The following is a 12,666-nucleotide window of genomic DNA, read 5'->3' as shown; positions in this document are numbered from 1 at the left end:
ATGAGACAAAAAACATTAGATGTCTTAGAATTTGATAAAATAAAATCATTTGTATCAAATGAAGCTATCAGTGATTTAGGAAGAGAAAAGGTAGCAGAAATGTCTCCAGCAACAGATTTTGAAACAGTTGAATTTCAAATCAATGAAACTGACGAAATTTCGCAAATATATAATAAACACCGACTTCCAAGTTTAAGTGGTTTATCAAAAGTAGCGCAATATATTCATCGTTCAACTATTGGTGGCGTCTTAAATGTAACTGAATTAACAGCGATTAAACGTTTGATACAAGTTCAAAATCAATTTAAGACATTCTATAATCAATTATTAGAAGAAGATGAAGAGGTTAAATATCCAATTTTAGATAGTAATATGGCACAACTACCAATACTAACTGACCTTTTTAAAGATATTAATGAAAAGTGTGACACACATGATTTATTTGATCACGCAAGTTACGAGTTACAAAGTATCCGTAGTAAGATATCAAGTACTAACCAACGTATTAGACAAAATTTAGATAGAGTAGTTAAAAGTCAGGCTAATCAAAAGAAATTGTCTGATGCCATTGTGACAGTAAGAAATGATAGAAATGTTATACCTGTGAAAGCAGAATATAGACAGGACTTTAATGGTATCGTTCATGACCAATCAGCTTCTGGACAAACATTGTATATTGAGCCATCTTCAGTTGTTGAAATGAATAACCAAATAAGTCGTTTGCGAAATGATGAAGCAGTTGAACGCGAACGTATTTTAACAGAGTTAACGGGTCAAGTAGCAGCTGAAGCGGATGCTTTATTAATAGCAGAATCAATTATGGGTCACCTTGACTTTTTAATTGCAAAAGCGAGATATGCACGTGCTATCAAAGGAACTAAACCAACATTTCATAAAGAGAGAACTGTTTATTTACCCAATGCATACCATCCACTATTAGATCAAAATACAGTTGTAGCCAATACGATTGAATTTATAGATGACATCGAAACAGTCATTATTACGGGTCCGAATACAGGTGGTAAAACAGTAACATTAAAAACATTAGGATTAATTATTGTAATGGCACAATCAGGGATGCTTATTCCTACATTAGATGGTAGCCAATTAAGTGTATTTGAAAACGTGTATTGTGATATAGGTGATGAACAATCAATCGAACAATCATTGTCGACATTTTCATCACATATGAAAAATATTGTTGAAATATTAAAAGATGCAGATAAAAATAGCTTAATTCTATTTGATGAATTAGGTGCAGGAACAGATCCTAGTGAAGGTGCAGCACTTGCGATGAGTATACTAGATTATGTAAGAAGTCTAGGAGCTTTAGTTATGGCTACAACTCACTATCCAGAATTAAAAGCTTATAGTTATAACCGTGAAGGCGTGATGAACGCGAGTGTTGAATTTGATGTTGAATCATTAAGTCCAACATATAAATTACTTATGGGTGTGCCTGGACGTTCTAATGCATTTGATATATCTAAGAAATTAGGCTTAAGTCTTCATATTATTAATAGAGCTAAGACAATGATTGGTACTGATGAACAAGAAATAAACAATATGATAGAATCACTTGAGAAAAATTCAAAACGTGTGGATGAACAACGTATTGAATTAGATAGACTAGTCAAGGAAGCACAAACAACACACGACGAACTAGAAAAACAATATCAACAGTATCAAAATTATGAAAAATCATTAATGGATGAAGCGAAAGAAAAAGCGAATCAACGTGTGAAATCTGCAACTAAAGAAGCTGATGCGATTCTTAAAGAATTGAGAGAATTAAGAGATAAAAAAGGTGCAGACGTTAAAGAACATGAACTTATTGATAAGAAAAAACAATTAGATGATCAATATGAAGCGAAATCCATTAAACAACATGTTCAAAAACAAAAGTATGATAAAATTCAAGCTGGCGATGAAGTTAAAGTCTTATCTTATGGACAAAAAGGTGAAGTGCTTGAATTAGTTGGCGATGAAGAAGCGGTTGTTCAAATGGGTATTTTAAAAATGAAACTACCTATTGAAGATTTAGAAAAAATGAAAAAGAAAAAAGAGAAACCAACGAAAATGGTTACCCGTGCGAATAGACAAACTGTAAAAACAGAACTTGATTTAAGAGGTTATCGCTATGAAGATGCACTAATCGAATTAGACCGGTATTTAGATCAAGCAGTATTAAGCAATTTCGAACAGGTTTATATTATTCATGGTAAAGGCACTGGTGCATTACAAAAAGGTGTACAACAACATTTAAAACGACATAAAAGTGTTAAAACATTTAGAGGTGGTATGCCAAGTGAAGGTGGATTTGGTGTTACCGTAGCTTCTTTAAAATAAATCTTCATAATAGATATTTTGTTGAGGCATTAGCCTAAAGTAAGTGGAAAATTGAATGATTTCTTGAGGAAATTTGCCACTTTAAAAAAAGAGCAAGCAGATTGCAATGCATTACCTTATAAATTCTGTTATAATTTGCTCATCATTTAAAAATTAAGGAGGATTGGCAATTATGGCAATCGTAAAAGTAACTGATTCTGATTTCGATAGTAAAATAGAATCTGGAGTTAAATTAGTAGATTTTTGGGCTACTTGGTGTGGACCATGTAAAATGATCGCTCCAGTTTTAGAAGAATTAGCAGGGGACTATGATGGTAAAGCAGACATCTTAAAATTAGATGTAGATGAAAACCCATCAACTGCAGCAAAATACGAAGTAATGAGTATTCCAACTTTAATTGTATTCAAAGATGGACAACCAGTTGATAAAGTAGTAGGTTTCCAACCTAAAGAAAACTTAGCTGAAGTATTAGATAAACACCTATAAGAATATAGACATGAAGACTGGGGCATTTCATAAAAATGCTCCAGCTTTGTTTTGTCTATTCCTATTTAATATTAATATTTTTTCATAAAAGAATTTATCGTAATTAAAAACAACAAGAAAGGAGGAAAAACATGGAAACGTATCAAGAACAAATTAAAACTAAGTTAAATGTCGTACCATTGGAACCTGGTTGTTATTTAATGAAAGATCGTAATGATCAAGTAATTTATGTTGGTAAAGCTAAAAAATTACGTAATCGATTACGTTCATATTTTACTGGTGCACATGATGCTAAAACAACGCGCTTAGTGAGTGAAATACGTAATTTTGAATTTATTGTAACCTCAAGCGAGACAGAATCATTACTTTTAGAATTAAACTTAATTAAACAATATCAACCACGTTACAATATTTTGCTGAAAGATGATAAAAGCTATCCATTCATTAAAATTACTAAAGAAAAACATCCTAGATTAATCGTAACCAGAACAGTTAAAAAAGGATCTGGTAAATATTTCGGTCCATATCCTAACGCTTATTCCGCACAAGAGACAAAAAAATTATTGGACCGGATATATCCATTTAGAAAATGTGATAAAATGCCGGATAAATTATGTCTTTATTATCATATTGGTCAATGTATGGGGCCGTGTGTTTATGATGTAGATTTAGATAAATATGCTCAAATGACAAAAGAAATTAGTGATTTTTTAAATGGTGAAGATAAAACGATATTAAACAATTTACAAGATCGTATGGAGAAAGCTAGTGAATCATTAGATTTTGAACGTGCTAAAGAATATCGTGATTTAATTCAACACATTCATAATCTCACTAAAAAGCAAAAAATTATGTCTACCGATAATACGATTCGTGATGTTTTTGGATATAGTGTGTCTAAAGGATGGATGTGTATCCAAGTATTTTTCATTAGGCAAGGCAATATGATTAAAAGAGATACAACGATGATTCCGATTCAACAAACAGAAGAAGAAGAATTCTATACATTTATAGGTCAGTTCTACAGTTTAAATCAACACATCCTACCTAAAGAAGTTCATGTCCCTAAAAATTTAAATAAAGAAATTATTCAATCTGTTGTGGATACTAAAATAGTGCAACCTTCAAGAGGTGCAAAAAAAGAAATGATAGATTTAGCTAACCATAATGCCGAAGTGTCATTAACAAATAAATTTGAATTAATCGCTAGAGACGAATCAAGAACAGTTAAAGCAATTGAGGAACTCGGTGAAAGAATGGGAATACAAACTCCTATTAGAATTGAGGCATTTGATAACTCCAATATCCAAGGTGTGGATCCCGTATCAGCCATGGTAACTTTTGTAGATGGTAAGCCAGATAAAAAGGGCTACCGCAAATATAAAATTAAAACGGTTGAAGGGCCAGATGATTATAAATCAATGAGAGAAGTAGTCCGTCGACGATACACTCGAGTTCTAAATGAAGGTACCCCATTACCAGATTTAATCATTGTTGATGGTGGTAAAGGGCATATGAACGGTGTTATGGACGTACTTGAAAATGAATTAGGTTTGGATATTCCAGTTGCAGGACTACAAAAGAATGACAAACACCAAACGTCAGAATTATTATATGGTGCGAGTGCTGAAATAGTGCCATTGAAGAAAAATAGCCAAGCTTTCTATTTATTACACCGCATTCAAGATGAAGTCCATCGTTTTGCTATTACATTCCACAGACAAACGAGACAAAAAACAGGTCTTAAGTCAGTACTTGATGATATAGATGGAATTGGAAGTAAACGTAAAACGAAATTATTAAGAACTTTTGGATCAATTAAGAAGATGAAAGCAGCATCTTTAGAAGAATTAAAAAAATCTGGACTACCCGAAAATGTTGCAAAAAACTTACAGCACGCACTTCAATCAAAATAAATTGACAAATTTTGGACATGAGAATTATTCTCATGTCCAAAAGTGCTTTAAATAATGTTACAATATAGTTAACAAAAGGCTATTTTTTTAAAGTTGTTTGGAAGCGTTTTCTAATTGAGAATTGTTATCAATCATGTAGGGTTACATGAATTGCTATAGAATACTCACATATGACGACATCATTATATGAAATCTATAACATGACTAGCCCTTTTCTTTTTTATGAAATACTTGTTTGATTTTAAATTTAACAGGAAGATGCTCCCAAGTATCTTTAAAGTGATTTAATTAAGACGAGTACAAAATAAAGAAGTAAAAGAAGCTAGTATTTTATATGGTTTTTTACGGCAGTTTACATACAACTTTATAATTTTAGTCAATTAATTAAATGTTTACAGGGGGGACTCCTTTTGGCTCAATCAAAAAATGAATTCTACTTAAGACGAATCCATTCGTTATTAGGTATTATCCCAATCGGTGCATTCTTAATTGTTCACTTATTGGTCAATCATCAAGCAACACAAGGAGCGGAAGCTTTTAATAAAGCCTCAGGTTTCATGGAATCAATACCGTTCTTATTGGTAGTTGAATTTCTATTTATTTATATTCCGCTTTTATACCATGGTTTATTTGGATTACACATTGCATTTACAGCAAAAGAGAATGTGGGTCATTACTCATTATTCAGAAACTGGATGTTCTTTTGCCAAAGAATAAGTGGTATTTTAGCATTCATCTTTATTGGTATGCACTTATGGCAAACACGCTTACAAAAAGCTTTCTTCGGTAAAGCAGTTGACTATAATATGATGCACGAAACTTTACATAATCCATTGTGGGCTATTTTCTACATTATTTGTGTAATTGCAGTAGTATTCCACTTTTCAAATGGATTATGGTCATTCTTAGTTACATGGGGTATTTTACAATCTAAAAAATCACAACGTGTCTTCACATGGGTATCGTTAATTGTATTTTTAATTATCTCTTATATCGGCGTAACTGCTATTATCGCATTTATGTAACAAATACAGATTAACTAGTCTTAGTTTTTATATTTCAGGGGAGTGACATTTCTATGGCAGAGAAAAAAATTATTGTTGTCGGTGGAGGACTTGCCGGTCTGATGTCAACAATTAAAGCAGCAGAAAAAGGTGCACATGTAGATTTATTCTCATTAGTACCTGTTAAACGTTCGCATTCAGTTTGTGCCCAAGGTGGTATTAACGGTGCGGTAAATACAAAAGGTGAAGGTGACTCACCTTGGATTCACTTTGATGACACTGTTTATGGTGGCGACTTCCTAGCAAACCAACCACCAGTAAAAGCAATGGCTGAAGCTGCACCTAACATCATTCACTTATTAGACCGTATGGGTGTTATGTTTAGTAGAACTAATGAAGGTCTATTAGACTTCAGACGTTTCGGTGGTACGTTATATCACAGAACAGCATTTGCTGGAGCTACAACAGGTCAACAATTATTATATGCGTTAGATGAACAAGTTCGTTCATTTGAAGTAGATGGATTAGTAACAAAATACGAAGGTTGGGAATTCTTAGGTATAGTTAAAGATGACGACAATGCTGCTAGAGGTATTGTTGCACAAAACATGACAACTTCTGAAATTCAATCATTCGGTTCTGACGCAGTAATTATGGCAACAGGTGGTCCTGGTATCATCTTCGGTAAAACAACTAACTCAATGATTAATACAGGTTCTGCAGCATCTATCGTTTATCAACAAGGTGCAGCATACGCAAATGGTGAATTCATCCAAATTCATCCAACTGCTATTCCTGGTGACGATAAATTACGTCTGATGAGTGAATCAGCACGTGGTGAAGGTGGACGTATCTGGACATATAAAGATGGTAAACCTTGGTATTTCTTAGAAGAAAAATATCCTGACTATGGTAACTTAGTACCTCGTGATATCGCGACACGTGAAATTTTCGATGTATGTATTAACCAAAAATTAGGTATTAACGGCGAAAACATGGTTTACTTAGATTTATCTCATAAAGATCCACATGAATTAGACGTTAAACTTGGTGGTATTATTGAGATTTATGAAAAATTCACTGGTGATGATCCACGTAAAGTACCAATGAAAATTTTCCCAGCAGTACACTACTCAATGGGTGGTCTATATGTTGATTATGACCAAATGACTAACATTAAAGGTTTATTTGCTGCAGGAGAATGTGATTTCTCTCAACACGGTGGTAATAGACTTGGCGCTAACTCATTATTATCTGCCATCTATGGTGGTACAGTAGCTGGCCCTAATGCTATTAAATATCTTGATGATATTGAAACTTCATACACTGACTTAGATGACAGTATTTATGAAGCACGTGTAAAAGAAGAACAAGAACGCTTTGATAAATTATTAAACATGCGCGGTTCAGAAAATGCTTATAAACTTCATCGTGAATTAGGTGAAATTATGACAGCAAATGTAACTGTTGTGCGTGAAAATGATAAATTATTAGAAACAGATAAGAAAATCCAAGAATTGATGAAACGTTATGAAGATATCGATATGGAAGATACACAAACTTGGAGTAACCAAGCTGTATTCTTCACTCGTCAATTATGGAATATGCTTGTGCTAGCACGAGTAATTACAATTGGGGCTTATAACCGTAATGAATCACGTGGTGCACACTACAAACCAGAATTCCCTGATCGTAATGATGATGAATGGTTAAAAACAACTATGGCGTATTACCAAGGTAGAACAGAAGCACCTAGATTTGAATACGATCCAGTTGATATTAGCTTAATCCCACCACGTAAACGTGATTACACTAGTAAGTCTAAAGGAGGTAAAAAATAATGGCTGACCAATCAGTAAAAGACACTCCAGAAACTCAAAGTAATCAACAACAACAGCAAAACGATCAACCAAAACAAAAAACGGTTAAATTAATTATCAAACGTCAAGACGATAGTGAATCTAAACCATATGAAGAAACATTTGAAATTCCTTATAAAGAAAATTTAAATGTTATTGCTTGTCTAATGGAAATTAGACGTAATCCAGTTAATATTAATGGTGAAAAAACAACTCCAGTAACTTGGGATATGAACTGTTTAGAAGAAGTATGTGGTGCTTGTTCAATGGTTATCAACGGACGCGCAAGACAATCTTGTTCTGCAATTGTTGACCAATTAGAACAACCTATTCGTTTAGAACCAATGAGTACTTTCCCAGTAATTCGTGACTTACAAGTTGACCGTTCAAGAATGTTCGACAACTTGAAACGTATGAAAGCTTGGATTCCAATCGATGGTACTTACGATTTAGGACCAGGACCACGTATGCCTGAGAAAAAACGTCAAACAGCTTATGAATTATCTAAATGTATGACTTGTGGTGTTTGTTTAGAAGTTTGTCCAAACGTTACACAAAATAATAGATTCGTTGGCGCACAAGCTATTTCACAAGTTCGTTTATTCGACTTACACCCAACAGGTGCAATGACAAAAGATGAACGTTTAGATGCATTAATGAGCGCAGGTGGTCTACAACAATGTGGTAATTCTCAAAACTGTGTGAATGCATGTCCAAAAGGTATTCCTTTAACAACATCAATTGCTGCAATGAATAGAGAAACTTCATTCCATATGTTCAAATCATTCTTTGGTTCTGACCATAAAGTAGATTAATAATATAAGTAACAGATTTAGCGATACCCAATAAAAGGGGTATCGCTTTTTTATTTAATGATTTACTTTGTATTGGCCATGAATAGATAACGACTGTAACAATTCAAAATAATAAACACATTGAATCGCGTATGATAAAATAAAACTTAATTATGAAATAAGGATGTAAGACTATGAATAGACCAATTGGCGTTATAGATTCAGGTGTTGGTGGTTTAACAGTAGCTAAAGAAATTATGAGACAACTTCCTAATGAAACGATTTATTACTTAGGAGATATTGGTAGATGTCCATATGGTCCAAGACCAGGTGAAGAAGTTAAACAATTTACAACTGAAATTGCACAAAAACTTGTAGAATTTGATATTAAAATGCTAGTCATCGCATGTAATACAGCGACTGCCGTTGCATTAGAACATTTACAGAAAATATTACCGATTCCAGTGGTAGGTGTCATTGAACCTGGTGCTAGGACAGCTATTATGACAACAAGAAATCAAAATGTTTTAATATTAGGAACAGAAGGTACAATTAAATCAGAAGCTTATCGTAAACACATTAAACAAATTAATCCTAATGTAGAAGTATATGGTATTGCTTGTCCAGCTTTTGCTCCTTTAGTAGAACAAATGAGATATAATGATCCGACAATTACAAGTATTGTTATACATCAAACATTGAAACAATGGAGAAATAGTGATGCTGATACTGTTATATTAGGTTGCACACACTATCCATTATTATATCAACCTATATATGATTATTTTGGTGGTAAGAAAACTGTTATTTCTTCTGGACTAGAGACAGCTCGAGAAGTAAGTGCATTATTAACATTTAGTAATGAACATGCTAGTTATACAGAACATCCAGCACATCGCTTTTTTGCTACAGGAGATACGACATATATTGAAAATATTATTCAAGAATGGTTAGGTATGGATGCTGAAGTTGAACGAGTTAATGTTGGATAAATGGAGGGAAAAATAATGGAAGATATCGTTATTGCGTCTAATAATCAAGGTAAAATAAATGATTTTAAAGCTATATTTCCTAATAAAAATGTCATAGGAATAAGTGAATTGATTAAAGATTTTGATGTAGAAGAAACTGGTACAACATTTGAAGAAAATGCTAAATTAAAATCAGTAGCTGCAGCTAAAGCATTAAATAAGCAAGTCATTGCAGATGATAGTGGCCTTGAAGTACAAGCACTTAATGGAGAACCAGGTGTTTATTCTGCAAGATATGCTGGTTTAGATAAAAATGACCAAGATAATATTAAAAAGTTACTTGATAATATGAATAACGAGACTGAAAGAGCTGCACAATTTGTATGCGTTATTAGTATGAGTTCACCAAACGGACAAACTCAGCAATTTAAAGGAACGGTATCAGGAGAAATCACAACTGAACCTATAGGAGAAAATGGCTTCGGTTATGATCCTGTTTTTTATGTTCCGTCACTTGGTAAAACAATGGCACAATTAACAGATGAGGAAAAAGCGAAAATCAGTCATCGTGGAAATGCTATTAATCAATTACAACAATTTTTAGCAGGTGAGAATAATGAGTAAATGGATTGTAGTAAGTGATAATCATAATGAATCGGGAATTCTTTACGATATTTACGAGAAACATAATGATGCAGATGTTTTTCTTCATTTAGGTGATTCAGAATTTCAATATGATGATACTGAACTTAGCCTTTACAACAGAGTGAAAGGGAATTGTGATTTTTATCCAGAATTTCCTGAAGAAAATACAATCTCAAATAATGGGATCAATGCCTTTTATACACATGGGCACTTATACCAAGTAAATCAAACGAGAATGAAATTAGCTGAAAAAGCTAAAACATTAAACGCTCAACTAGCATTTTACGGGCATACACATGTTGCTAAATATGAAAATATAGCTGATGTACATGTGATTAATCCAGGTAGTATTTCTCAATCAAGAAGTGCTGTTGAAGAAACATATGCCGAATTAATTATTGTAGATGATGAGAACAAAGCAACGTTAAATTTTAGAAATAGAGAGCATAAAGTGATAGATACAATTGAATTTAAACTAAATGATATTTAAAAATATGCATAAGCTTTCTTCAAAGTTGAATTATATATTCAACGGACAAGAAAGCTTATTATTTTTTTGACATATAGTACACCTAGGTGTACTATTTTATTGGAGGTACATATGAAAGGTAATGAATTACAACAATTTAATCAATTTCACTTAACATTTATTGAAATAAGTAAAATTATTAACGAAGTTATTGATGAAGAAAATATTGATATTTCAAGAGAACAATTAGGCATTTTTAAATTACTTTTAGAACATAAACAATTATCTGTGAATCAAATAGCTGAAAAACAAGGTGTATATAAAACTGCAATTTCAAAAAGGATTAAGAAATTAGAAACAAAACATTTTGTAGAACGGATAAAGTCTGGAGATAAAAGAGAGAAAGTTATACAACTAACTGAGGAAGGACTTCAATTTTATAATAATAGACAAAACAAGTTGTATGAAGGTTTTAAAAGGAAATTAAATTTAAATAATAAAGAATTAAATGATCTTTTTGATTATACGAACCACATCAACGACATTTTAAAAAAGGATGAAGAACAATGACAAATAAAATTAAAGTTCATGTTTTACACACAGGGAATGTGATTGTAGATGAAGCGTTACCATTTGGATATTCAAATAATAGATTACTTGCATGGACAGGTCTTTTTAGATCTAAACAGCATCAAATTAAGATACCTGTTTCAGTTTATTTAATAGAACATCCTAAAGGTTTAGTATTAATAGATACTGGATGGCATACAGATAATAGAACACATCAAATTAAAAATTTACGTTTTCAATATCCTGTAAATAAAGCTGATTTACCAAAAGGAGAAGCAGTGCATGAACAATTGATAAAACTAGGATATAAACCTAGTGATATCGACTATATATTAATGAGTCATATGCATTGTGATCATGCTGACGGATTAAGATTAGTTAAAGATGCTAAACATATATTAGTTAGTGAAGAGGAATATGAAGCTATACAAAAAGATAAAATGCATTATCTTCCTCATGAATGGAAGGGTGTTCACTTAGAAACATTTAAATTTGAAGATAGCGATTTAGGACCTAAAAAGAAAGCTTTTGATTTATTTGGAGACGGTACTATTAAAATGATATGGTCACCAGGACATAGTAAAGGTCTAAGTTCTACGATTGTAAAATCTTATGATAATGAGAAATTCTTATTCCTAGTATCTGATATTGGTTATGCTTCTAAATCTTGGAAAGAAAATATATTACCTGGAGTATTAGTTGATAAAAAAGATGCTCAACAATCTTTAAATTGGGTGATAGAGATGGTGCAAAATCCTAATTGTATAGAAGCCATTGCTAATCACGACCCAGATGTTAAACCTCATATTGTAGAATTATAATGATAGATAGGAAATCATTTTTTTAAGTTTATTTGTAAGTATTCAGGTCCCTAAAAAGTCCCTATAAATTAATAATCAAAACAGCTAGGCATTCAAAAATGCCTAGCTGTTTTGATGTCATAAAAAAAGAACTGTAATCCAACAGGATTACAGTTCTAGTTAGCGTCCTGGGAGGGATTCGAACCCCCGACCGATGGCTTAGAAGGCCATTGCTCTATCCAGCTGAGCTACCAGGACATTTTTTAACACAAGAATTATTATAGCTAAATTAACTGTAATATGCAATAGCTATGATATAAAAAATGTTTATATTTTTCACTATTGTAGTGTATTGAAACAATATCATAAAGTGTTTTTAAGTTTGAAGAATATTTGAATCTATTGAATTGTGAACAATTCAGTTTTGTATCCCTAACTGTTCAAAACTGAAAACGATTTTACAGTTTTGAAGTGTTTATAGCGAAGTAAGGAAAAGACGCCAAAGTTGGGCATGAAAGTTATATATTATAAATAACAAAACGATAGATAAACAACACGAATCAATTTACCTCAGTTTTTGAAAGTAACTTTTGAACAATAAATATTAAGGAGTGTTTATAGTGGAAGGTTTATTCAAAGCAATTAAAGATACAGTTGAAGCCGGTGTTAATAATGACGGTGCTAAATTAGGTACTAGTATCGTAGGTATCGTAGAAAATGGTGTAGGGGTATTAAGTAAATTATTTGGATTCTAAGATTTATCAATTACTAAAATAAATTATAACAAAAGGAGATTTTTATT

The 12,666-nt window shown here is 32.3% G+C and carries 12 protein-coding genes and 1 tRNA gene; 12 read left to right on the top strand and 1 reads right to left on the bottom strand.

The window, feature by feature from the left end; genetic code table 11:
* The 11 genes from CD121_RS11710 to CD121_RS11660 all read left to right on the top strand — a co-directional run bounded on the left by CD121_RS11710 (nucleotide 1) and on the right by CD121_RS11660 (nucleotide 11,885).
* The gene (locus CD121_RS11710; protein WP_126568360.1) at nucleotides 1-2,349 is read left to right on the top strand and encodes an endonuclease MutS2; all 2,349 of its coding nucleotides are present in this window, start codon (nucleotides 1-3) and stop codon (nucleotides 2,347-2,349) included.
* Between the two features lie 172 nt (nucleotides 2,350-2,521).
* Entirely contained in the window at nucleotides 2,522-2,836 is a 315-nt protein-coding gene (gene trxA, locus CD121_RS11705; protein WP_017637640.1) for a thioredoxin, read from the top strand.
* Between the two features lie 131 nt (nucleotides 2,837-2,967).
* Entirely contained in the window at nucleotides 2,968-4,752 is a 1,785-nt protein-coding gene (uvrC, locus tag CD121_RS11700) for an excinuclease ABC subunit UvrC (RefSeq protein ID WP_070452732.1), read from the top strand.
* 410 nt (nucleotides 4,753-5,162) lie between these two features.
* Entirely contained in the window at nucleotides 5,163-5,777 is a 615-nt protein-coding gene (locus CD121_RS11695) for a succinate dehydrogenase cytochrome b558 subunit (RefSeq protein ID WP_017637638.1), read from the top strand.
* A gap of 53 nt (nucleotides 5,778-5,830) precedes the next feature.
* Nucleotides 5,831-7,597: a succinate dehydrogenase flavoprotein subunit gene (sdhA, locus tag CD121_RS11690; protein WP_029055491.1), complete on the top strand. Its 1,767-nt coding sequence runs from the start codon at nucleotides 5,831-5,833 to the stop codon at nucleotides 7,595-7,597.
* On the top strand, nucleotides 7,597-8,430 hold the full coding sequence (sdhB, locus tag CD121_RS11685) for a succinate dehydrogenase iron-sulfur subunit (protein WP_126568357.1): 834 nt from the start codon (nucleotides 7,597-7,599) through the stop codon (nucleotides 8,428-8,430). The genes sdhA and sdhB overlap by 1 nt, the downstream gene beginning before the upstream one ends.
* A gap of 173 nt (nucleotides 8,431-8,603) precedes the next feature.
* Nucleotides 8,604-9,401, top strand: coding sequence for a glutamate racemase (gene racE, locus CD121_RS11680; protein WP_017637635.1), 798 nt, complete (start codon nucleotides 8,604-8,606; stop codon nucleotides 9,399-9,401).
* A 15-nt stretch (nucleotides 9,402-9,416) separates the two neighbouring features.
* Nucleotides 9,417-10,004 (top strand): XTP/dITP diphosphatase, encoded by a 588-nt coding sequence (locus CD121_RS11675; RefSeq protein ID WP_017637634.1) that lies wholly within the window; start codon nucleotides 9,417-9,419, stop codon nucleotides 10,002-10,004.
* Entirely contained in the window at nucleotides 9,997-10,515 is a 519-nt protein-coding gene (locus CD121_RS11670; protein ID WP_029055489.1) for a YfcE family phosphodiesterase, read from the top strand. The genes CD121_RS11675 and CD121_RS11670 overlap by 8 nt, the downstream gene beginning before the upstream one ends.
* A 111-nt stretch (nucleotides 10,516-10,626) precedes the next feature.
* Complete coding sequence (locus CD121_RS11665) at nucleotides 10,627-11,064, top strand: MarR family winged helix-turn-helix transcriptional regulator (RefSeq protein WP_029055488.1); 438 nt, start codon at nucleotides 10,627-10,629, stop codon at nucleotides 11,062-11,064.
* A complete protein-coding gene (locus tag CD121_RS11660) occupies nucleotides 11,061-11,885 on the top strand; it encodes an N-acyl homoserine lactonase family protein (RefSeq protein WP_029055487.1) in 825 nt (274 codons plus the stop codon). The genes CD121_RS11665 and CD121_RS11660 overlap by 4 nt, the downstream gene beginning before the upstream one ends.
* A gap of 163 nt (nucleotides 11,886-12,048) precedes the next feature.
* Here the strand turns inward: CD121_RS11660 and CD121_RS11655 are convergent.
* A tRNA-Arg gene (locus CD121_RS11655) sits at nucleotides 12,049-12,122 on the bottom strand.
* 362 nt (nucleotides 12,123-12,484) lie between these two features.
* On the opposite strand from CD121_RS11655, the gene CD121_RS11650 reads away from it, so the two are divergent.
* Nucleotides 12,485-12,619 (top strand): beta-class phenol-soluble modulin, encoded by a 135-nt coding sequence (locus CD121_RS11650; protein ID WP_017637181.1) that lies wholly within the window; start codon nucleotides 12,485-12,487, stop codon nucleotides 12,617-12,619.
* The last annotated feature ends 47 nt before the right edge of the window (nucleotides 12,620-12,666 follow it).

This window comes from Staphylococcus pasteuri, from assembly GCF_003970495.1.
GTDB classification, from domain to species: Bacteria; Bacillota; Bacilli; order Staphylococcales; family Staphylococcaceae; genus Staphylococcus; species Staphylococcus pasteuri.
This window is presented reverse-complemented; position numbering and strand designations above follow the sequence as displayed.

Bases quoted from the DNA above. Each gene is read 5' to 3' on its own strand.
- CD121_RS11710 (WP_126568360.1), top strand. From the start codon at position 1: ATGAGACAAAAAACATTAGATGTCTTAGAATTTGATAAAATAAAATCA.
- trxA (WP_017637640.1), top strand. From the start codon at position 2,522: ATGGCAATCGTAAAAGTAACTGATTCTGATTTCGATAGTAAAATAGAA.
- uvrC (WP_070452732.1), top strand. From the start codon at position 2,968: ATGGAAACGTATCAAGAACAAATTAAAACTAAGTTAAATGTCGTACCA.
- sdhA (WP_029055491.1), top strand. From the start codon at position 5,831: ATGGCAGAGAAAAAAATTATTGTTGTCGGTGGAGGACTTGCCGGTCTG.
- sdhB (WP_126568357.1), top strand. From the start codon at position 7,597: ATGGCTGACCAATCAGTAAAAGACACTCCAGAAACTCAAAGTAATCAA.
- racE (WP_017637635.1), top strand. From the start codon at position 8,604: ATGAATAGACCAATTGGCGTTATAGATTCAGGTGTTGGTGGTTTAACA.
- CD121_RS11675 (WP_017637634.1), top strand. From the start codon at position 9,417: ATGGAAGATATCGTTATTGCGTCTAATAATCAAGGTAAAATAAATGAT.
- CD121_RS11670 (WP_029055489.1), top strand. From the start codon at position 9,997: ATGAGTAAATGGATTGTAGTAAGTGATAATCATAATGAATCGGGAATT.
- CD121_RS11665 (WP_029055488.1), top strand. From the start codon at position 10,627: ATGAAAGGTAATGAATTACAACAATTTAATCAATTTCACTTAACATTT.
- CD121_RS11660 (WP_029055487.1), top strand. From the start codon at position 11,061: ATGACAAATAAAATTAAAGTTCATGTTTTACACACAGGGAATGTGATT.